The sequence below is a fragment of the Pseudomonas sp. S3_G06 genome, from assembly GCF_054667565.1.
In genome coordinates this window covers 3,070,937-3,090,856 of record NZ_CP162738.1, presented here as the reverse complement: position 1 = coordinate 3,090,856, position 19,920 = coordinate 3,070,937, and the positions used below count along the sequence as shown (strand labels likewise).

Here is a 19,920-nt window from a genome sequence, read left to right as displayed (position 1 = left end):
CATCCACCGAAATCAATTGCTCCTACACTGTGCCAATCTGTGCGATCTTCTCGCGATTGGCCTTTGTCGGAGTTGTTTGATGCTGTCTCTGCTGACCGAACACCCGTTGTTTAGCGCGTTGATCCTGATCCTGCTCGATCTTGGCCTGTGGCGGCTGATCAGCTCTCGCGGCAGCGAATGGAAGCTGTTGGTGCGGGTGCTGATTTTCGCCTTGTTCAGCATTGTGCTGTTCAACGAAGGTCTCAACCCGATGGAGCCGGCGCCGTGGGCCGACAACGTGCCGCTGCATCTGGCGGCGACCGGGTTGCAGATCGGCTGGTGGCTGTTTGGTGCGCGGACCCTGACGGTGCTGATCGGCGCGGTGATGATGCAGCGGGTCGGCCATACCGGCCGGCTGTTGCAGGACTTGCTCGGCGCGGTGATTTTCCTCATCGCGATCATTGCGGCGCTGGCGTACGTGCTCGATCTGCCAGTCAAAGGTGTGCTGGCGACGTCCGGCGCGTTGGCGATCATTGTCGGTCTGGCCTTGCAGAGCACCTTGAGCGACGTGTTCTCCGGCATCGTCCTCAACACCACCAAGCCCTATCAACTTGATGACTGGATCTCCATCGACGGCACCGAGGGCCGCGTCACCGACATCGACTGGCGCGCCACGCGTCTGCAAACCAGTCAGGGCAGCATGGCCGTGATTCCCAACTCGCTGGCGGCGAAAGCCAAAATCATCAACTTCAGCCGACCGAGCAATATGTTCGGCGTTTCCGTCAGCGTGCCCGTCAGCCCCCATGCCCGACCCAGCTCAGTGATCGAGGCGTTGGAGCGGGCGATGCAAGGCTGCCGGCAATTGCTCGACACACCGGCGCCCAGCGTGTCGTTGAAGAGTTCTGCCAGCGGCGGCGCGGAGTACGAAATCAGTGGATTTGTCGCCTCGATGGGCGAGAAGCGCGTGGTGCGCAATCAGTTGTTCGACCTCGCTTACCGGCATTTGCAGGCGTCCGGGGTCAACCTGCTGTCCAGCAACGAGACCAGCGCCGCACCGCAGTTGTCGCGGCCACGGGCGCTGCTGGAAAGCTCACCGATCTTCTCGACTCTGCGTGAAGAAGAAAAAGACACCTTCAGCCAGAACATGACTCTGCAAACTTTCCGCGTCGGCGAAACGATTCTCGCGGGCGGGGAGGTCAGCGATCATTTGTTCATCATTGAATCCGGCGTGGTATCGGTGACGCTCAAGCGCCATGGCGCACCCCTGGAATCCGGGCGCATGGGGCCGGGCGAGGTGATCGGCGAGGCCGGGATTCTTTCCGACACCGCGCTGCCGGCGGATTTTTCCGCGAAGACTTTCTGCGCCCTGTATCGCATCGAGAAGTCCTACCTGAAACCGTGCCTGGACGCGCGCCATGACATTCATGATGCGATGCAGGCGTTGCTCGATTTCCGTCTGCACAAGGCGCAGTCGCTGACCGAGGACGCGCCCGTGGTCGCGCCGAAAAGAGGCTTTCTGCAATGGCTGCGTAATCGCGTCTGAGCTGTCGCTTTGTGATTCGATGCAACCTGCGCGGCGTTCTCAGGGTCACAATTTGCAATCCCACCGGGCAGGAGTTGCAGACGATGAAAAACCTGCGGATCGCCACCTTCAACGTCAACGGCATGCGCGCGCGGCTGCCGAATCTGCTGGAATGGCTCAAGCGCGAGCAACCGGACATCGTCTGCCTGCAAGAGCTCAAGTCAGTGGACAGCGCATTTCCCGCCGCCGAGCTGGAGGCCGCCGGTTACGGCGCAATCTGGCAGGGCCAGGCGTCATGGAATGGCGTGGCGATTCTGGCGCGTGATGCGCAGCCGTTGGAGAGTCGACGCGGTTTGCCCGGCGATCCCGATGACACCCACAGCCGTTATATCGAAGCGGCGGTGCACGGTGTGCTGGTCGGTTGCCTGTATCTGCCCAACGGCAACCCGCAGCCGGGGCCGAAATTCGATTACAAACTGGCCTGGTTCGAGCGTCTGATCAATTACGCCAAAGACCTGCAAAGCAGCGATCACCCGGTGGTCCTGGCCGGTGACTTCAATGTCGTGCCCACCGACATGGACATCTACAACACCCGTTCCTGGCTCAAGGACGCCTTGTTGCAACCTGAAAGCCGCGAGTGCTACCAGCGGTTGCTGGATCAGGGCTGGACCGATTCCCTGCGCCACGTGTATCCCGAAGAGCGCCTCTACACCTTCTGGGATTACTTCCGCAATCATTGGCAAACCAACTCCGGCCTGCGCATCGACCACCTGCTGCTCAACCCGGCATTGAGCCCGTATCTGCATGACGCCGGCGTCGACGCCTGGGTGCGCAACGAACCGCACGCCAGCGACCATGCACCGACATGGATTCGCATCGCTTCGCGGAAAAAGCGCTGAGCGGGCGATTGGCGAAATCAATTGTCGGAAGCCGTGCTTGATCCCGTATACAGGGCAATAACCACGCAGTGTTCTGCGGCCCATGCATAAGGATCGAGCAATGAGTGCACCACGGCTGACCAATACCAATCTGTACCTGCAACGTCTGGGTTTCGATGCGCCGCCGCCACCGACACTGGATACGTTGCATCAGTTGCAACTGCGCCACACCGCTCAGTTTGTTTTCGAAAATCTGGCGACGATCAGTGCAGAGCCGGTGTTGATCGACTTGGTCTCCATCGAAGACAAGGTGTTGCAGCAGGGGCGGGGCGGCTACTGCTATGAGCTCAATCATTTGTTCTATGCGCTGCTGCTTGAATTGGGCTTCGACGCACGGGCGATCAGCGGGCGCGTGGTGATGAATCAACCGGAAGGCAGCTGGACGGCGCGAACCCATCGTTTGAGTCTGGTGACCATCGACGGAGTGCGTTACATCACCGATGTCGGCTTCGGCGGCATGGTGCCCACCGCGCCGCTGTTGCTCGACAGCGAAGATGAGCAACCCACCCCGCACGAACCTTACCGCATCGACAAGCAAGCAGATGGCTACCTGCTGCGCGCCAAGGTCGCAGCCGAGTGGCGGCCGATGTACCTGTTTGATCTGCAACGCCAGGAAGACATCGATTACACCGTCGGCAACTGGTACGTCTCTACTCACCCAGAATCACCTTTCGCCCAGCGCCTGATGGTCGCACGCACCGGCGATGGCTGGCGGAAGACGCTGAACAACGGCAGCTTTGCGGTGCATCACATTGGATCGGACAGTGAACGGCGCGACGTGGTGGATGTCGGTGAGCTGATTGGCTTGATGCAGCGAGAGTTCGACCTTCAGGTGCCTGAGTCACCGCGAGTGCGGCAAGCGCTGGCTCGGGTAATCGCACCAGCCTCCATCTAAGGCTTTACATCAGGCTCCAATACGCGACGGATTTCGCCGATGGCCGCTGACAGCTTTCGCTCGAGACTCTTGAGATCGGTGGCGGTGATGCCTTTCTTGAATTGCCCCGTCAGACCTGAATCGTCAGCGCTTCCCTGCTGGCGTGGGCCATCAAGCAGAGCATGGCGCAGGGTGTTGTTGATCACAGTCTGGTAGCCAAAGCCCTCGGTTTCCGCGGCGGTACGCGCCGCTTCGATCACCGCGTCATCAAGCATGATAGTGATGCGGGTCTTGCCCTTGCTCGGCGCTACTGCGCCGCGTTTACCTGCGGAAAAGTCATATTCGTCTTTCATCGTTCAAGGCTCCTGAAAATACGCGCGCCGTTCGCTGGGTGTGGCGAGACGTGCGGAAATGATTCGAACAACATTGGCTTCGCGGTAGCTGTAAGCAACGGCAAGCACTCGACCTTTGGCATCGAGGCCGAGGGTGATCCAGCGTTGTTCGTCATGGTCGTTGTCCTCAAGTGTCAGTGCGCGTTCGTCATGGAAAACCGGTTCGGCTTCGGCGAGGCTGATGCCTTTGTGCTTGAGTTTGTTGGCTGCGTTTTTGCTTTTGTCGTACTGAATCTTGAATGACTTCATTATGCATACTTTATATGTATAAAAAAGAGCGCGACCACACCGTCGGTCGCCATGAACACTTCAGCCTAGTGGGCACGAGCGCAGACGCAGCGGGGATGTGTTGCCGGATTTGTTGGAGGAAGAAGCGCAGGCTAGAAGGTTGGATGGCTACCTAACCATTATGTGACTGACAAGTTGTATACAACTCTATGGACATTTGTCCTGAGTATTGAATACAGTGTGCGCATAACAAAAACCAGGGAACCCCCCACCATGAAAACGCCCCATGTTTCACACCAACGGCCCGAGGACGAAAACCTCGGGGTCGGCGCGAATATGGCTTACGGCCTGCAACATGTTCTGACCATGTACGGCGGTATCGTTGCGGTGCCACTGATCATTGGCCAAGCGGCCGGACTGTCGCCGGCGGACATTGGTCTGTTGATTGCTGCTTCATTGTTTGCGGGGGGGCTGGCGACGTTGCTGCAAACCCTGGGTCTACCGTTTTTTGGCTGTCAGCTGCCGCTGGTCCAGGGCGTATCGTTCTCCGGCGTGGCGACCATGGTTGCGATCGTCAGCAGCGGCGGGGAGGGCGGTTTCCAATCGGTGCTGGGTGCGGTGATTGCCGCCTCGTTGATCGGCTTGCTGATCACGCCGGTTTTCTCTCGCATCACCAAGTTCTTTCCGCCGCTGGTCACCGGCATTGTGATCACCACCATCGGCCTGACGCTGATGCCGGTGGCCGCACGCTGGGCGATGGGCGGCAACAGCCACGCGCCGGACTTCGGCAGCATGCAGAACATCGGTCTGGCGGCGGTCACGCTGGTGCTGGTGTTGCTGCTGAGCAAGGTTGGCAGCGCGACCATTTCTCGGCTGTCGATTTTGCTGGCCATGGTCATCGGCACGGTGCTGGCGGTGTTCCTCGGCATGGCGGATTTCTCCAGTGTCACCACCGGTCCCATGTTCGGCTTCCCGACACCGTTCCACTTCGGTATGCCGATCTTCCACTTCGCTGCGATCCTGTCGATGTGCATTGTGGTCATGGTGACGCTGGTGGAAACCTCGGCGGACATCCTCGCCGTGGGCGAGATCATTGACACCAAGGTGGATTCCAAACGCTTGGGTAACGGCCTGCGTGCCGACATGCTGTCGAGCATGTTCGCGCCGATCTTCGGATCGTTTACGCAAAGTGCTTTCGCGCAAAACGTCGGCCTGGTGGCGGTGACCGGGATCAAGAGCCGTTTTGTGGTGGCCACCGGTGGTCTGTTCCTTGTCGTGCTTGGCCTGCTGCCGTTCATGGGGCGGGTGATTGCCGCCGTGCCGACTTCGGTACTTGGCGGCGCCGGTATCGTGCTGTTCGGCACGGTGGCCGCGAGTGGCATCCGCACGTTGTCAAAGGTGGACTACCGCAACAACGTCAACCTGATCATCGTTGCCACCTCGATCGGTTTCGGCATGATTCCGATCGCCGCGCCGAACTTTTACGATCACTTCCCAAGCTGGTTCGCGACGATTTTCCATTCGGGCATCAGTTCGTCGGCAATCATGGCGATCCTGCTCAACCTGGCGTTCAACCACTTCACGACCGGCAATTCGGATCAACAGTCGGTGTTCGCCGCAGCCGAAGAGCGCACTCTGCGTTATCGCGATCTCGCCGCGCTGCGTGAAGGCGATTACTTCAGCGACGGCAAGCTGCATGATTGCGATGGCAAGGAAGTGCCGGTGATCGAGCCAGATGACCATGGCCATGGCGCGCCGAAGGTGCAGGTGAAAAGCAGCGAACATGTCTGACCGCTGCGTCTGAAACGGAAAAGGCCGATCTGCCCAACAGATCGGCCTTTTTGTATTTTTCGTGTGCCCACAAAAAAGCCCCTGAACCTTGCGATTCAGGGGCTTTGCTATTTGGCTCCACAACCTGGACTCGAACCAGGGACCCAGTGATTAACAGTCACTTGCTCTACCAACTGAGCTATTGCGGAATTGGTGCGTATGTTACTGATTCAAAAAGAGAAGTCAAGCATAGCCTGGCAATTTTTGCGATTCATGGGGACGGACGGCATTTTGTCAGCGATTGGCGGTTACCAGGAAGGCCTCAGAGGTCTACCATGGCAGCCCGGAAGTGGTCACACGCGCTACCGGCCATTCGCCGCAAAGGTACGCGCCATGACTCAAATCTCCCGCAACACCGAGGTGCTCGCATGAGCACCGCACAGATCAGCCTGCCCAAAGGGATCGGCCCGCACGCCGAAAAACTCTTCGATGCAATCGCCGGCGCCAGTACCGCCGAAGAATTGAACCGCGCTGGCGGCAAGGCTGAAGGTTTCGTCCTTGGTCTAGAAAGCAGCAAGGCCATCAAGAGCCAGGTCGCCGAATCGCTGTATGTGATTTACGACGATGCTGCCACTCAACGCTCGGCCGAGCTGGCTTAACTGCCGAAGGTAATCGTGCCGAGCATCAGCTTGGCATAGGCCGCCGTCGCCGCCAGTTGCACCAGCCACAGGGCCAGGCCACCGAGGAATACCCCGGTGGCGACTTGCAGCACCAGGCTCTTTTCACGCTTGGCCGGAGCGCGCGGGATGAAATCATCCAGGTCGTCACGGTCGGCGCGCAGGTTGTCGTTTTTCATGTGGGTTCTCTTTAAAAAATCTCGGGTGTACACAAAACCGGTAGGAGCTGCGGAACGCTGCGATCTTTTGATCTTGATCTTAGAAACAAGATCAAAAGATCGCAGCCTCGTTGCACTCGTCAGCTCCTACACTTTGAATTGTGTGCAGTCTAGAGGTTGCAAGGCGTTTCCAGAGACAAATAAAAACGGGAAGCCCAAAAGGCTTCCCGTTTTTCATCACTCGCCGAAATCAGATGACCTGAACGATCGCGTCCGTCACAGCCTTGATGTTGCTCTGGTTCAGCGCAGCCACGCAGATGCGGCCGGTGTCCAGGGCGTAGATGCCGAACTCGTTACGCAGGCGGTGCACTTGTTCAGTGGTCAGGCCGGAGTAGGAGAACATGCCGCGCTGACGACCAACGAAGCTGAAATCGCGGCCCGGGGCTTTTTCCGCCAGCAGGGCAACCATCTGCTCGCGCATGCCGCGAATACGCAGACGCATCTCGGCCAGCTCGGCTTCCCACTGCGCGCGCAGTTCCGGGCTGTTCAGCACCGCAGCTACGATGCTGGCGCCGTGGGTCGGCGGGTTGGAGTAGTTGGTGCGGATCACGCGCTTGACCTGCGACAGCACGCGCGCGCTTTCTTCTTTCGATTCGCTGATGATCGACAGTGCGCCAACGCGTTCGCCGTATAGCGAGAACGATTTGGAGAACGAGCTCGAGACGAAAAAGGTCAGGCCGGATTCGGCGAACAGGCGCACAGCGGCGGCGTCTTCGTCGATGCCGTCGCCAAAACCCTGGTAAGCCATGTCGAGGAACGGCACGTGACCTTTGGCCTTGACCACTTCCAGCACCTTGTTCCAGTCCGCCGGGGTCAGGTCGACGCCGGTCGGGTTGTGGCAGCAAGCATGCAGGACAACGATCGAGCCGTTCGGCAGGGCGTTGAGGTCGTCGAGCATGCCGGCACGGTTCACGTCGTGGGTGGCAGCGTCGTAGTAACGGTAGTTCTGCACCGGGAAACCAGCGGTTTCGAACAGTGCGCGGTGGTTTTCCCAGCTCGGATCGCTGATCGCCACGACAGCGTTCGGCAGCAGTTGCTTGAGGAAGTCGGCACCGATTTTCAGTGCGCCAGTCCCGCCGACCGCCTGAGTGGTGATGACGCGACCGGCGCTGATCAGCGCCGAGTCGTTGCCGAACAGCAGTTTCTGCACGGCCTGATCGTAGGCAGCGATGCCATCGATCGGCAGGTAACCGCGCGAAGCGTGTTGCGCGACGCGAATCGTCTCGGCTTCGATCACCGCACGCAGCAGTGGAATTCGCCCCTCTTCGTTGCAGTACACGCCCACGCCCAGGTTGACCTTGGTGGTCCGGGTATCGGCGTTGAATGCTTCGTTGAGGCCCAGGATTGGATCGCGGGGTGCCATTTCGACAGCGGAGAACAGGCTCATTATTACGGCGGCTCTGAATGGAGAGTGGAGGGACGTGTCGCGCTCCAGCCGAATGCACTAGAGCGGTGCACAAACGGGGAGCTAGTATAGAGGCCATCACCGCGCAATGGCGACAGGCGAATCGGCTTTTAGGGTAAGTTTTTCCGATTATTTCTTGACCGTTAGTCGATTGACTTTGTCAGACTCTTTACCGGATGTAGGACGTTTGCCTTGAAAGGTCAGGCAATCGCCACCACATTCAGCACAATCCAGGTTTTTTCTTGCGCGACATCGGTCGTTTGCGGTCGTCCTCGTGGTGCTCCGTCTGACGCGGAACGCCGCGATTCCAGAGGTGTGTATGTCGGAATTCCAGCTAGTCACCCGCTTCGAGCCTGCCGGCGATCAGCCGGAAGCCATTCGCCAGTTGGTTGAGGGCATTGACGCCGGGCTGGCGCACCAGACATTGCTCGGTGTGACCGGTTCGGGCAAGACCTTCAGCATCGCCAACGTCATCTCCCAGGTCCAGCGGCCGACGCTCGTACTGGCGCCGAACAAGACCCTGGCCGCGCAGTTGTACGGGGAGTTCAAGGCGTTCTTCCCCAACAACGCCGTTGAATACTTCGTTTCCTATTACGACTACTACCAGCCCGAAGCCTATGTGCCGTCGTCCGACACCTTCATCGAGAAGGATGCCTCGATCAACGACCACATCGAGCAGATGCGGCTATCTGCGACCAAGGCGTTGCTCGAGCGCAAGGACGCGATCATCGTCACCACGGTGTCGTGCATCTATGGTCTGGGCAGTCCGGAAACCTATCTGAAAATGGTCTTGCACGTTGATCGCGGCGACAAGCTTGATCAGCGTGCGCTGCTGCGGCGCCTGGCCGACCTGCAATACACCCGCAACGACATGGATTTCGCCCGGGCGACGTTCCGCGTGCGCGGCGACGTCATCGATATCTTCCCGGCGGAATCCGACCTCGAAGCGATCCGCATCGAGCTGTTCGATGACGAGGTCGAGAGCATTTCCGCGTTTGATCCGCTGACCGGCGAAGTCATCCGCAAGATGCCGCGCTTCACTTTCTATCCGAAGAGCCACTACGTGACGCCTCGGGAAACCCTGCTCGATGCTATCGAAGGCATCAAGGTCGAATTGCAGGAGCGCCTCGAATACCTGCGCAGCAACAACAAACTGGTGGAAGCCCAGCGTCTGGAACAGCGCACCCGTTTCGACCTGGAAATGATCCTCGAACTGGGCTATTGCAACGGCATCGAAAACTACTCGCGCTACCTTTCCGGGCGTCCGGCCGGCGCGGCGCCGCCCACCCTTTACGACTATCTGCCTGCCGACGCCTTGCTGGTGATCGACGAATCCCACGTCAGCGTGCCGCAGGTCGGCGCGATGTATAAGGGCGACCGTTCGCGTAAAGAGACGCTGGTCGAGTACGGCTTCCGCCTGCCTTCGGCGCTGGACAACCGGCCCATGCGTTTCGACGAGTGGGAAGGGGTCAGCCCGCAGACCATTTTCGTCTCGGCAACGCCCGGAAACTACGAAGCCGAGCACGCCGGGCGGGTGGTTGAGCAGGTGGTGCGGCCGACCGGCCTGGTCGACCCGCAGGTTGAAGTGCGGCCGGCGCTGACCCAGGTCGATGACTTGCTCTCGGAAATCACCAAGCGTGTGGCGATCGAAGAACGTGTGCTGGTCACCACGCTGACCAAGCGCATGGCCGAAGACCTGACCGATTACCTCGCCGACCACGGCGTGCGCGTGCGCTATCTGCACTCGGACATCGACACCGTCGAGCGCGTCGAGATCATCCGCGATTTGCGCCTCGGCGTGTTCGATGTGCTGGTCGGGATCAACCTGCTGCGTGAAGGCCTCGACATGCCGGAAGTGTCGCTGGTGGCGATTCTCGATGCTGACAAGGAAGGCTTCCTGCGTTCCGAGCGCTCGCTGATCCAGACCATCGGCCGCGCAGCACGTAACCTCAATGGCCGGGCGATTCTCTACGCCGATCGCATGACCGGATCGATGGAGCGGGCGATTGGCGAGACCGAGCGCCGTCGCGAGAAGCAGATCGCCTTCAACCTTGAGAACGGCATTACCCCGAAAGGTGTGATCAAGGACGTCGCCGACATCATGGAAGGCGCCACCGTGCCCGGTTCGCGCAGCAAGAAGCGCAAAGGCATGGCCAAGGCCGCCGAAGAGAACGCCAAGTACGAAGCCGAGTTGCGCTCGCCAAGCGAAATCACCAAACGCATCCGCGCGCTGGAAGAGAAGATGTACCAATTGGCGCGGGATCTGGAGTTTGAAGCGGCGGCGCAGATGCGTGACGAGATTGCCAAACTGCGCGAACGGCTTCTCACCGTTTGATCTTCATCGCCTTGCCGGGCCTCTTCGCGAGCAGCCACGCTCCCACAAAGCAATTGCAAACCCCTGTGGGAGCGAGCCTGCTCGCGAATGGCCTTCACACCATCTGAAGGGCTTAGGGCATCTGGCTTAAATACCCTGCCCGCTGGAGCGGGGCGGGTGTCGCCTGTTACCATTCGCCGCTTGATTGTTCTGCTCTTCATTTTTTCGAGACAAGCCATGACCACCGTCCGCACTCGCATCGCGCCATCGCCTACCGGGGACCCCCACGTAGGTACCGCTTACATCGCATTGTTCAACTACTGCTTTGCCAAGCAGCATGGCGGTGAGTTCATCCTGCGCATCGAAGACACCGATCAGTTGCGTTCGACCCGCGAGTCCGAACAGCAGATCTTCGACGCCCTGCGCTGGCTCGGTATCGACTGGAGCGAAGGCCCGGACGTCGGCGGCCCGCACGGCCCATATCGGCAGAGCGAGCGCGGCGATATCTACCAGAAGTACTGCCAGCAACTGGTCGACATGGGCCATGCGTTCCCGTGCTTCTGCACTGCTGAAGAACTCGATCAGATGCGCGCCGAGCAAATGGCTCGCGGCGAAACCCCACGTTACGACGGCCGCGCACTGCTGCTGTCGAAGGAAGAAGTCGCGGCGCGCCTGGCTGCTGGCGAACCGCACGTGATTCGCATGAAGGTGCCGAGCGAAGGCGTCTGCGTGGTGCCGGACATGCTCCGTGGCGACGTCGAGATCCCGTGGGATCGTATGGACATGCAGGTGTTGATGAAGACCGATGGCCTGCCGACGTACTTCCTCGCCAACGTCGTCGACGATCACCTGATGGGCATCACCCACGTGCTGCGTGGCGAAGAATGGCTGCCATCGGCACCGAAACTGATTTTGCTGTACGAATACTTCGGCTGGGAACAACCAGAGCTGTGCTACATGCCGCTGCTGCGTAACCCGGACAAGAGCAAGCTGTCCAAGCGCAAGAACCCGACCTCGGTGACGTTCTACGAGCGCATGGGCTTCATGCCGGAAGCGATGCTCAACTACCTCGGCCGCATGGGTTGGTCGATGCCGGACGAGCGCGAGAAGTTCTCCCTGCAGGAAATGGTCGACAACTTCGACCTCAAGCGTGTCTCCCTCGGCGGGCCGATTTTCGACATCGAGAAGCTGTCGTGGCTCAACGGCCAGTGGCTGCGCGATCTGCCGGTCGAAGAGTTTGCCGCCCGCGTGCAGAAGTGGGCGTTCAATTCCGACTACATGATGAAGATCGCGCCGCACGTGCAGGGCCGGGTTGAAACGTTCAGCCAGGTTGCACCGCTGGCGGGGTTCTTCTTTGCCGGCGGCGTTAATCCGGACGCCAAGCTGTTCGAGTCGAAAAAGCTCTCCGGCGATCAAGTTCGCCAGTTGATGCAGTTGATCCTGTGGAAACTGGAAAGTCTGCGTCAGTGGGAGAAGGACAGCATCACTGCGACGATCCAGGCGGTGGTCGAATCCCTCGAGCTGAAACTGCGCGACGCGATGCCGCTGATGTTTGCTGCGATCACTGGGCAGGCCAGTTCGGTGTCGGTGCTCGATGCGATGGAAATCCTTGGCCCGGATCTCACCCGTTTCCGCCTGCGACAGGCGATTGACCTGCTGGGCGGCGTGTCGAAGAAAGAAAACAAAGAGTGGGAAAAGCTCTTGGGCGCCATCGCCTGATTGCTTCTGCTTCTTTGTAGGAGCTGCCGCAGGCTGCGATCTTTTGATCTTGTTTCCAAAAGGCAAAGTCAAAAGATCGCAGGCTGCGCCAGCTCCTACAGGTCTGCCCGCGTTGCAAACCGCCCAGTTTTACGGGGGAGGGCGGTAAGTGATTGTTATCCCGGCAAAAAATTTTGAAATTTTTCAAAAATAAGTTTGACAGGCTTTCGATACGCCCTTAAGATTCGCCCCGTCCTCAGCGATGAGGGGCTATAGCTCAGCTGGGAGAGCGCTTGCATGGCATGCAAGAGGTCGACGGTTCGATCCCGTCTAGCTCCACCAATTTACACTTCGAGGTCTGGCCACACCGGCCTTGAAGCGATCAACACTCAGCGTTGATCAGTTGTATAGAAGGGTTTGCGTCCCCTTCGTCTAGTGGCCTAGGACACCGCCCTTTCACGGCGGTAACAGGGGTTCGAGTCCCCTAGGGGACGCCAGTTTTACAGAAGTGATGTTGCAAGAGATCACTCCGCCGCGAGGCGAAAAATCCGGGGCTATAGCTCAGCTGGGAGAGCGCCTGCATGGCATGCAGGAGGTCAGCGGTTCGATCCCGCTTAGCTCCACCAATTTTACAGTTCAAGGTCTGGCCACACCGGCCTTGAATCGATCAGCTCTCAGCACTGATCAGTTGTATAGAAGGGTTTGTGTCCCCTTCGTCTAGTGGCCTAGGACACCGCCCTTTCACGGCGGTAACAGGGGTTCGAGTCCCCTAGGGGACGCCACGATTACCCGCTCTGCGGGATTTTATAAGGGTCATTCAATTATTGAATGGCCCTTTTGTTTGTCTGGCGTTTGGCCAACTCTCCTTTTTCCTACACTGTGCTTCAGACCAGCGGTCATATCCATGACTTGCGGAATATTATTATGCGAATAATATTCTAGTCGTAATATTCGGAGGCAACGATGAACGATAAAAAAGCTCAAACCCGCGAACGCATCCTCAAGGCTGCCAGCGCCGCATTGATTCAGCGCGGCCCGGCAGACCCGAGCGTGGGCGAAGTGATGGGCGCCGCCGGCCTGACCGTCGGCGGCTTCTACGCCCACTTCGAAAGCAAGGACGCGATGATGCTCGAAGCGTTCAAGCAACTGCTGGGCCGCCGTCGCGACCTGATTGCCGACATGGACGCCGATCTGACCGGCGAAGAGCGTCGCGCTTTGGTGGCTGCGTTCTACCTGTCACGCAAACACCGGGATTCCAGCGAAGCCGCATGCCCGATTCCGGCCTCGATTGGCGAATTGGGGCGTTTGCCGGAGTCGTTCCGCATCGCGCTGAACGAGCATCTTGAGCTGATGGTCGCGCAACTGGCCGCCAGCCCTGAAGACACCGACAAGGCTTTGGCCGATGTCGCGTTGATGGTCGGTGGTCTGGCCTTGGCCAGGGCGCTGGGTCCGGGAGAGTTATCCGATCGATTGCTGCGCGCCGCCAAGTCGGCGGTGCGTTGACCTGAAGGCAACAAGCCTGAGGAGAGTGCGATGAACGCGTTGAAGTGGGTTCGTGGCGTTAACGGTACCTTGGGCTGGTTTGCACCGAAGCTGGTGGCGAGCAAAATGCGTCTGGCATTCATGACGCCCCGCGCGCTACCGCTGCGGGATTGGGAGCTGCCGCTGTTGGCCAGCTCCGAACGCATCACGTTGCGCTTCGGCCTGTCGGCGCTGCGCTGGGGCCAAGGCCCTACGGTGCTGCTGATGCATGGTTGGGAAGGGCGGCCAACGCAATTCGCCTCGCTGATCAATGCGCTGGTCGATGCCGGCTATACCGTCGTCGCGCTCGACGGTCCGGCCCACGGTCGCTCCCCTGGGCGAGAAGCCAATGTAGTGCTGTTCGCCCGCGCCATGCTGGAAGCCGCTGCCGAATTGCCGCCGCTGCAAGCGGTTATCGGCCATTCCATGGGCGGCGCCAGCGCGATGCTCGCCGTGCAATTGGGCCTGCGCACCGAAACTCTGGTCAGCATCGCCGCACCGTCGCGGATTCTCGGCGTGCTGCGCGGTTTTGCGCGCATGGTCGGCATGCCGCCGCGCGCGCGTTCGGCATTTATCCGCCAGGTCGAGCAGGACGTCGGCATGCGCGCCGCGACGCTCGACGTGGCTCACTATCAACTGGATATGCCCGGTTTGATCGTGCATGCCGAGGACGACAATTTTGTATCGGTCAAAGAATCGCAATTGATTCACGAAGCCTGGTTCGACAGCCGCCTGCTGCGCCTGGAAAGCGGCGGCCATCAGCGGGTGCTGGCCGACCCTCGAGTGATTGATGGTGTGTTATCACTGCTCGCCGGTCGCAGCCTTCAGGCGCGCCAATCGGCCTGAGCTCCGTTACACTGCCCCGGTTGAATACTTTGACCGGGAGTGGGGCATGGGCTGGGATCGGGCAACGCCGTTTACCATTGATCTGCAAGTAGGCGCCGAAGACATCGACGGGCTCGGGCACGCCAATAACGCGGTGTACGTGACCTGGCTCGAGCGCTGCGCCTGGCGCCATTCGCAGCGCCTCGGACTGGACCTGGTCGAATACCGGCGGCTGGATCGGGCGATGGCCGTTGTTCGCCACGAAATCGATTACCTGGCCGCCGCCTATGAAGGCGATGAACTGCAACTGGCGACCTGGATCGTCGACTGGGATCAGCGCCTGAAAATGACCCGGCATTTTCAGCTCAAACGCCCCAGTGACAACGCCACCCTGCTGCGCGCGCAGACCACGTTTGTCTGCATCGAACTGTCGACCGGCAAGCCCAAGCGCATGCCGGCAGAATTTATCGAAGGCTATGGCCCGGCGATCCAGATTGCAGAGGCGATGTAAATCTCACCCTGTGGGAGCAAGCCTGCTCGCGAAAGCGTCAGGTCAGTCACGCATGCATGAGCTGACAGACCGTCTTCGCGAGCAGGCTCGCTCCCACAGAGATATGTGTAGTTCTGCGGATTTATGCGATATCCAGTAAACTGCCGCACGTTTTTCTTCAAGTAGTGTTTCCCCATGCAAATTGCTCTGGCGCCCATGGAGGGGTTGGTCGACGACATCCTGCGCGACGTGCTGACCCGCGTTGGCGGCATCGACTGGTGCGTGACCGAATTCATTCGGGTCAACGACCAGTTGCTCACCCCGGCGTACTTCCACAAGTTCGGCCCCGAGCTGCTCAACGGCGCTCGCACCGCGTCCGGCGTGCCGCTGCGCGTGCAGTTGCTCGGTTCCGATCCGGTGTGCCTGGCGGAAAACGCTGCGCTGGCCTGCGAGCTCGGCTCGGAAGTGATCGATCTGAACTTCGGCTGCCCGGCCAAGACCGTCAACAAATCCCGCGGCGGCGCCGTGCTGCTCAAGGAGCCGGAGCTGCTCAACCAGATCGTCGAGCATGTCCGTCGCGCCGTACCGGCGCACATCTCGGTCACCGCGAAAATGCGCCTGGGTTTCGACAGCCCGGACGGTTCGCTGGTCTGCGCCACGGCGCTGGCCGAAGGCGGGGCAGAGCACATCGTCGTACATGCGCGGACGAAAATGGACGGCTACAAACCGCCGGCTCATTGGGAGTGGATCCCGCGCGTGCAGGACGTGGTCAAGGTGCCGGTGTTCGCCAACGGCGACATCTGGAGCGTCGAAGACTGGCGCCGTTGTCGCGAAATCAGTGGTGTCGAAGACATCATGCTCGGTCGGGGTCTGGTCTCCCGCCCCGATCTTGCCCGGCAGATCGCCGCCGCTCGCGCTGGCGAAGAGGTCGTCGAGATGACCTGGGCCGAGCTGATGCCGCTGATTCAGGACTTCTGGCTGCAGGCCAAAGCGCAAATGACCGCCCGGCAATCGCCCGGTCGCCTCAAGCAATGGTTGGCCATGCTGACACGCAACTACCCGGAAGCCGCCGAGCTTTTCACCGTTCTGCGCCGTGAAACCGAGCCGGATCAAGTCTCGCGCTTGCTCGGATTGCCGCTCGTCGAGGCCGCATAAAAATCTCAAAATAATCTCTTGAAATCAAAACAGCGGTCCCTATCTAAGGGTCACGCGATGCCGAATTCGGGTCGCGGAGACACAAAACCTTGCTGATTGTTTTCAGGAGATTTGAATCATGAGTACTGCATTTTCTCTCGCGCCACTGTTCCGTTCCTCGGTAGGTTTCGACCGTTTCAACGACCTGTTCGAAACCGCCCTGCGCAACGAGCCAGGCAGCAGCTATCCACCCTACAACGTCGAAAAGCACGGTGATGACCAATACCGTATCGTCGTTGCGGCCGCCGGTTTCCAGGAAGAAGACCTGGACCTGCAAGTCGAGAAGGGTGTGCTGACCATCAGTGGCGGCAAGCGTGACACTGACGAAAGCGTCACGTTCTTGCATCAAGGCATCGCTCAGCGAGCCTTCAAGCTGTCGTTCCGTCTGGCCGATCACATCGAGATCAAGGACGCTGCGCTGCGCAACGGCCTGCTGAGCATCGACCTGCTCCGTGTGATCCCGGAAGAAGCGAAAGCCAAGCGCATCCCGATCAATGGAGCGCAGCAGCCTGTCCTGCAATAACCCCAGGGCAACAAAAAAGGGCGCCAGCGATGGCGCCCTTTTTTTGCGTCCGCTATTCGAGCAGGATTTTCAGATCCTCCAACCCCACCGGCCGGCTGTGCAGATAGCCCTGATACAAATGGCATTCCAGGCCCTGTAAAAACGCCAGTTGGGCTGGCGTCTCCACGCCTTCGGCAATCACTTCCAATTCCAGGCTGCGGGCCATCGCGACAATTGCGCGAATGATCTCCGCGACATTGGAATCGGTGGTCGCATCGCGGATGAACGACTGGTCGATCTTCAGGGTGTCTACCGGCAGACGCTTCAAATAAGTCAGCGACGAATAACCGGTGCCAAAATCATCCATGGCGAAGCTCACGCCGAGCTTTTTCAGCCGGCGCATTTTGCTGATGGTGTCTTCCAGATTCTGGATGACGATGCCTTCGGTGATTTCCAGTTTCAGCAGCGAGCAGGGCAGGCCGTGGCTGGTCATGCTGTGTTCGATGCGTTCGACGAAATCGTTCTGGCGGAACTGCCGGGGGCTGATGTTCACGCACAGGCTGAAGTTCAGCGGGTCGACCAGTTTCAGCGCGATCAGCTGTTTGAAGGCGTTGCAGGCTTCATCGAGGATCCACGTGCCGACTTCGAGAATCAGGCCGCTGTCTTCCAGTACCTTGATGAACTCGGTGGGCGATTGCGCGCCGAGTTCGGGATGGTTCCAGCGCACCAAGGCTTCGGCGCCAATGATGCGGTTGTCGCGGGCATCGACTTGCGGCTGAAAGTGCACGTTGAACTCGCCGCGTGACAGCGCCAGACGCAGGTCGGTCTCCATGCGCAGGCGTTCGCTGGCCGCTTTCTGCATGGTGTTGTGATACATCTGCGTGGTGTTGCGCCCGGAATCCTTGGCCCGGTACAGGGCGATGTCGGCGCGTTTGAGCAGGTCGGTCGGGGTCGAACCGTGATCGGGGATCAGCGCGACGCCAATGCTCGGCGTCACTTGCAGGCGCTGGCCATCGAGGAACATCGGCTCCGAAAGCAATTCGCGAATGGTGTCGGCCAGCGCGCGCACTTGTTCGCTGACGTCACTGCGCGAACCTTCGAGGCCGCTGAGCAACACCACAAACTCGTCGCCACCGAGGCGCGCCACCGTGTCTTCCATGCGCACGCTGGCTTCGAGCCGCGCGGTGATGATTTTCAGCACGGTGTCGCCGACCGGGTGGCCGAGGGAATCGTTGATGTGCTTGAAGTGATCAAGGTCGAGAAACAGCAAGGCGCCGCGCAGATTGTGGCGCTTGAGCAGGGCGATCTGCTGGCTCAGGCGATCCATCAGCAGCGCGCGGTTGGGCAGGTTGGTCAGCGGGTCGTGATAGGCCAGGTGACGAATCTGCGCTTCGGCGTTCTTCAACAGGCTGACATCGCGCGCGGTCAGCAGCAGGCAGGCGGTTTCATTGAGGGTGATCGGCTCGACCGAGACTTCCACCGTGAGCAATTCGCCGCGCTTGTTGCGCCCGAGCATTTCCTGATGATGCACGCGGCCCTTGATCTGCAACTCGGCGAGTAAGGTCGAGCGCTGTTTCTCTTCGGCCCAGATCCCCACCTGATAAACGGTTTTGCCCACCACTTCGTCGGCGCGGTAGCCGGTGAGGCGACAGAAGCCGTCGTTGACCTCCAGATAACGCCCGGTGTCGCGCTCGGTGATGGTGATGGCGTCGGGGCTGGAGTGGAACGCCTTGGCGAATTTTTCTTCGCTGGCCTTCAGCGCCGCTTCCGAGCGCTGTTGCTGGGTGATGTCGCGCAGGGTGGTGACGATGCACGGCTGGTCGCCGACGCTGATCTGCCGGCTGGAAATCACGCAGGTCAGCGACTGGCCGTCCTTGTGCTGGACGAGAATGGCCACGTTGCTCAGGCCTTGTTCGCGAATCACCCGTTCGATGCGTTGCAGGCTTTTCGCCGAGGCGTCCCACAGGCCGATTTCCTCGGCGGTGTGGCCAATCACATCGGCGGCGCTCCAGCCAAAGGTCTGGCTGAAGCTGGAATTGATCTCGATGAATTCCCCGGTTTCCTGGCGCGTGACGCAGATCGGATCGGGGCTGACCTGAAACAGCGTGGCGAATTTCTCTTCTGAAGCCACCAGCCGCTGTTCGCGCTCGACCTGATCGGTGATGTCCAGCAGCGTACCGGCCATGCGCAGCGGCGCGCCGTTGTCGTCGCGATAGAGACGCGCGCGGCTTTCCAGATAGCGCGAGCTGCCGTCGGGCAATTGCACGCGATAGGTCAGTTGATAATTGCCGGCGGGGCCTTCGCGCAGGCTGCGGTACGCGTCGCGCATGCTGTCGCGTTCCTCGCCCGGCACGCCTTCGAAAAACTCCTCGAATGATTCATGGAATGGAATCGGCTCCAGCCCGTGCAATTGCGCAGCGCGCGCCGAGCCGTAAAGCATGCCGCTGGGGATGTGCCAGTCCCAGGTGCCGAGTTGCGCTGAATCCAGCGCCAGGTCGAGGCGTTCCTGGCTGTCCTTCAAGGCCAGTTCGGCGGCTTTGCGTTCGGTGGTGTCGAGGAAGGTGCTGAGCAGATAGGGCTGGCCTTCGAGCTCGACCTTCTGCGCGCTGAGGATGCCGTCGTGCACCTGGCCATTGCTGGCGCGGAACTGCACTTCCATGCTGATCAGCTCGCCCTTGGCTTTGGTTTTCTTCACCAGTTCGGCGCGTTGCTCGGGATGCACCCACAAGCCCAGTTCCAGGGTGGTGCGGCCGATTGCGCTTTGCACCGGCCAGCCGAACAGGCTTTCGAAATACTGGTTGGCCTCGCTGATCAGGCCATCATCCTGACGGGTCAGCAGAACCATGTTCGGGCATAGGTGGAAAAGTGTAGCGAAACGTTTCTCCGAGCTGCTCAAGGCCTGCTCGCGCTGGCGTTGGTGGGTGATTTCGCGAATCACCCCGATCATTCGGGGCCGGCCGTTCTTGTCTGGCAGCAGGCTACCGCTGATCTCCAGCCAGTGCAGGCTGCCGTCGGGCCAGCGGATGCGGTGATGCATCGCCTGCTCCAGCGGCGCGCCGGCGATCACCGCGTGGAAAGCACGCACGGTTTTCGCACGGTCTTCCGGCGGCAACAGGTCGAGGTATTCCAAATCGGCGGGCAACGGCTGCCGTGGATCGAAACCGAACAACGCCTGGGTGCCCCGCGACCAGCTGATCTGCCCACGCTCGATGTCCCAATACCAGGCACCGAGCCGCGCGCCGTTGAGCGCGGCGAGCAATTGCGGCGCGCTTTCCCAGCTCTGCTCGGAATGGCGCGGATCGACGGCCTGGATTCGGGGCATCGGCGGAGTTCGGTCAACAGATTTCGGCATTGTCAGCGGGCCTTGAGCTGA

Annotated in this window: 17 protein-coding genes and 5 tRNA genes; 16 read left to right on the top strand and 6 right to left on the bottom strand. The window is 60.0% G+C overall.

What is annotated here, in order from left to right:
* The first annotated feature begins 79 nt into the window (after positions 1–79).
* The 3 genes from AB4N47_RS13910 to AB4N47_RS13900 all read left to right on the top strand — a co-directional run bounded on the left by AB4N47_RS13910 (position 80) and on the right by AB4N47_RS13900 (position 3,334).
* The gene (locus AB4N47_RS13910) at positions 80–1,522 is read left to right on the top strand and encodes a mechanosensitive ion channel family protein (RefSeq protein ID WP_125918422.1); all 1,443 of its coding nucleotides are present in this window, start codon (positions 80–82) and stop codon (positions 1,520–1,522) included.
* Positions 1,523–1,605: 83 nt separating this feature from the next.
* The gene (gene xth, locus AB4N47_RS13905; RefSeq protein WP_122700508.1) at positions 1,606–2,400 is read left to right on the top strand and encodes an exodeoxyribonuclease III; all 795 of its coding nucleotides are present in this window, start codon (positions 1,606–1,608) and stop codon (positions 2,398–2,400) included.
* 100 nt (positions 2,401–2,500) lie between these two features.
* On the top strand, positions 2,501–3,334 hold the full coding sequence (locus AB4N47_RS13900) for an arylamine N-acetyltransferase family protein (RefSeq protein ID WP_341637942.1): 834 nt from the start codon (positions 2,501–2,503) through the stop codon (positions 3,332–3,334).
* On the opposite strand, the gene AB4N47_RS13895 is transcribed toward AB4N47_RS13900, so the two are convergent.
* Together AB4N47_RS13895 and AB4N47_RS13890 are read right to left on the bottom strand one after the other, a co-directional pair.
* The gene (locus AB4N47_RS13895; protein WP_016773914.1) at positions 3,331–3,666 is read right to left on the bottom strand and encodes a BrnA antitoxin family protein; all 336 of its coding nucleotides are present in this window, start codon (positions 3,664–3,666) and stop codon (positions 3,331–3,333) included. The genes AB4N47_RS13900 and AB4N47_RS13895 overlap by 4 nt on opposite strands.
* A gap of 3 nt (positions 3,667–3,669) precedes the next feature.
* Positions 3,670–3,954 carry a BrnT family toxin gene (locus AB4N47_RS13890; RefSeq protein WP_341637941.1) on the bottom strand — a complete coding sequence of 95 codons (285 nt, stop codon included), beginning with the start codon at positions 3,952–3,954 and terminating at the stop codon, positions 3,670–3,672.
* A 252-nt stretch (positions 3,955–4,206) separates the two neighbouring features.
* On the opposite strand from AB4N47_RS13890, the gene AB4N47_RS13885 reads away from it, so the two are divergent.
* Positions 4,207–5,724, top strand: coding sequence for a nucleobase:cation symporter-2 family protein (locus AB4N47_RS13885; RefSeq protein ID WP_460154252.1), 1,518 nt, complete (start codon positions 4,207–4,209; stop codon positions 5,722–5,724).
* A gap of 112 nt (positions 5,725–5,836) precedes the next feature.
* On the opposite strand, the gene AB4N47_RS13880 is transcribed toward AB4N47_RS13885, so the two are convergent.
* Positions 5,837–5,912, bottom strand: a tRNA-Asn gene (locus AB4N47_RS13880).
* A gap of 219 nt (positions 5,913–6,131) precedes the next feature.
* Between AB4N47_RS13880 and AB4N47_RS13875 the strand changes: the two genes are divergently transcribed.
* Positions 6,132–6,362 (top strand): hypothetical protein, encoded by a 231-nt coding sequence (locus tag AB4N47_RS13875; RefSeq protein WP_122700510.1) that lies wholly within the window; start codon positions 6,132–6,134, stop codon positions 6,360–6,362.
* Here AB4N47_RS13875 and AB4N47_RS13870 read toward each other — a convergent pair.
* Positions 6,359–6,559: a hypothetical protein gene (locus AB4N47_RS13870; protein WP_016773917.1), complete on the bottom strand. Its 201-nt coding sequence runs from the start codon at positions 6,557–6,559 to the stop codon at positions 6,359–6,361. The genes AB4N47_RS13875 and AB4N47_RS13870 overlap by 4 nt on opposite strands.
* Positions 6,560–6,788: 229 nt before the next feature.
* Complete coding sequence (locus AB4N47_RS13865; protein ID WP_341637939.1) at positions 6,789–7,985, bottom strand: amino acid aminotransferase; 1,197 nt, start codon at positions 7,983–7,985, stop codon at positions 6,789–6,791.
* A 337-nt stretch (positions 7,986–8,322) separates the two neighbouring features.
* On the opposite strand from AB4N47_RS13865, the gene uvrB reads away from it, so the two are divergent.
* The 11 genes from uvrB (at position 8,323) to AB4N47_RS13810 (ending at position 16,568) form a co-directional block, all read left to right on the top strand.
* The gene (uvrB, locus tag AB4N47_RS13860; RefSeq protein WP_024012378.1) at positions 8,323–10,338 is read left to right on the top strand and encodes an excinuclease ABC subunit UvrB; all 2,016 of its coding nucleotides are present in this window, start codon (positions 8,323–8,325) and stop codon (positions 10,336–10,338) included.
* Positions 10,339–10,554: 216 nt separating this feature from the next.
* Positions 10,555–12,036 carry a glutamate--tRNA ligase gene (gene gltX, locus AB4N47_RS13855; protein WP_071171803.1) on the top strand — a complete coding sequence of 494 codons (1,482 nt, stop codon included), beginning with the start codon at positions 10,555–10,557 and terminating at the stop codon, positions 12,034–12,036.
* 245 nt (positions 12,037–12,281) lie between these two features.
* A tRNA-Ala gene (locus AB4N47_RS13850) sits at positions 12,282–12,357 on the top strand.
* Positions 12,358–12,436: 79 nt separating this feature from the next.
* A tRNA-Glu gene (locus AB4N47_RS13845) sits at positions 12,437–12,512 on the top strand.
* A 53-nt stretch (positions 12,513–12,565) separates the two neighbouring features.
* Positions 12,566–12,641 (top strand) — tRNA-Ala (locus tag AB4N47_RS13840).
* Between the two features lie 80 nt (positions 12,642–12,721).
* Positions 12,722–12,797, top strand: a tRNA-Glu gene (locus AB4N47_RS13835).
* 181 nt (positions 12,798–12,978) lie between these two features.
* Complete coding sequence (locus tag AB4N47_RS13830; protein WP_016773921.1) at positions 12,979–13,518, top strand: TetR/AcrR family transcriptional regulator; 540 nt, start codon at positions 12,979–12,981, stop codon at positions 13,516–13,518.
* Positions 13,519–13,548: 30 nt separating this feature from the next.
* The gene (locus tag AB4N47_RS13825) at positions 13,549–14,382 is read left to right on the top strand and encodes an alpha/beta fold hydrolase (protein WP_016773922.1); all 834 of its coding nucleotides are present in this window, start codon (positions 13,549–13,551) and stop codon (positions 14,380–14,382) included.
* 46 nt (positions 14,383–14,428) lie between these two features.
* Positions 14,429–14,872, top strand: coding sequence for an acyl-CoA thioesterase (locus tag AB4N47_RS13820; protein ID WP_016773923.1), 444 nt, complete (start codon positions 14,429–14,431; stop codon positions 14,870–14,872).
* Between the two features lie 174 nt (positions 14,873–15,046).
* Entirely contained in the window at positions 15,047–16,006 is a 960-nt protein-coding gene (locus AB4N47_RS13815; protein ID WP_341637938.1) for a tRNA dihydrouridine synthase, read from the top strand.
* A 118-nt stretch (positions 16,007–16,124) separates the two neighbouring features.
* On the top strand, positions 16,125–16,568 hold the full coding sequence (locus AB4N47_RS13810; RefSeq protein WP_039762036.1) for an Hsp20 family protein: 444 nt from the start codon (positions 16,125–16,127) through the stop codon (positions 16,566–16,568).
* 52 nt (positions 16,569–16,620) lie between these two features.
* Here the strand turns inward: AB4N47_RS13810 and AB4N47_RS13805 are convergent, their stop codons facing one another.
* Positions 16,621–19,899, bottom strand: a complete 3,279-nt coding sequence (locus tag AB4N47_RS13805) for a PAS domain S-box protein (protein ID WP_341637937.1) — start codon at positions 19,897–19,899, stop codon at positions 16,621–16,623.
* Positions 19,900–19,920 lie beyond the last annotated feature (21 nt).

What these genes read in the sequence shown, in the direction of transcription:
- AB4N47_RS13830 (WP_016773921.1), top strand. Translation starts at nt 12,979, where the DNA reads ATGAACGATAAAAAAGCTCAAACCCGCGAACGCATCCTCAAGGCTGCC.
- AB4N47_RS13825 (WP_016773922.1), top strand. Translation starts at nt 13,549, where the DNA reads ATGAACGCGTTGAAGTGGGTTCGTGGCGTTAACGGTACCTTGGGCTGG.
- AB4N47_RS13910 (WP_125918422.1), top strand. Translation starts at nt 80, where the DNA reads ATGCTGTCTCTGCTGACCGAACACCCGTTGTTTAGCGCGTTGATCCTG.
- AB4N47_RS13890 (WP_341637941.1), bottom strand. Translation starts at nt 3,954, where the DNA reads ATGAAGTCATTCAAGATTCAGTACGACAAAAGCAAAAACGCAGCCAAC.
- AB4N47_RS13805 (WP_341637937.1), bottom strand. Translation starts at nt 19,899, where the DNA reads ATGCCGAAATCTGTTGACCGAACTCCGCCGATGCCCCGAATCCAGGCC.
- AB4N47_RS13810 (WP_039762036.1), top strand. Translation starts at nt 16,125, where the DNA reads ATGAGTACTGCATTTTCTCTCGCGCCACTGTTCCGTTCCTCGGTAGGT.
- AB4N47_RS13870 (WP_016773917.1), bottom strand. Translation starts at nt 6,559, where the DNA reads ATGAAAAACGACAACCTGCGCGCCGACCGTGACGACCTGGATGATTTC.
- uvrB (WP_024012378.1), top strand. Translation starts at nt 8,323, where the DNA reads ATGTCGGAATTCCAGCTAGTCACCCGCTTCGAGCCTGCCGGCGATCAG.
- AB4N47_RS13900 (WP_341637942.1), top strand. Translation starts at nt 2,501, where the DNA reads ATGAGTGCACCACGGCTGACCAATACCAATCTGTACCTGCAACGTCTG.
- gltX (WP_071171803.1), top strand. Translation starts at nt 10,555, where the DNA reads ATGACCACCGTCCGCACTCGCATCGCGCCATCGCCTACCGGGGACCCC.
- xth (WP_122700508.1), top strand. Translation starts at nt 1,606, where the DNA reads ATGAAAAACCTGCGGATCGCCACCTTCAACGTCAACGGCATGCGCGCG.
- AB4N47_RS13895 (WP_016773914.1), bottom strand. Translation starts at nt 3,666, where the DNA reads ATGAAAGACGAATATGACTTTTCCGCAGGTAAACGCGGCGCAGTAGCG.
- AB4N47_RS13820 (WP_016773923.1), top strand. Translation starts at nt 14,429, where the DNA reads ATGGGCTGGGATCGGGCAACGCCGTTTACCATTGATCTGCAAGTAGGC.
- AB4N47_RS13815 (WP_341637938.1), top strand. Translation starts at nt 15,047, where the DNA reads ATGCAAATTGCTCTGGCGCCCATGGAGGGGTTGGTCGACGACATCCTG.
- AB4N47_RS13875 (WP_122700510.1), top strand. Translation starts at nt 6,132, where the DNA reads ATGAGCACCGCACAGATCAGCCTGCCCAAAGGGATCGGCCCGCACGCC.
- AB4N47_RS13885 (WP_460154252.1), top strand. Translation starts at nt 4,207, where the DNA reads ATGAAAACGCCCCATGTTTCACACCAACGGCCCGAGGACGAAAACCTC.
- AB4N47_RS13865 (WP_341637939.1), bottom strand. Translation starts at nt 7,985, where the DNA reads ATGAGCCTGTTCTCCGCTGTCGAAATGGCACCCCGCGATCCAATCCTG.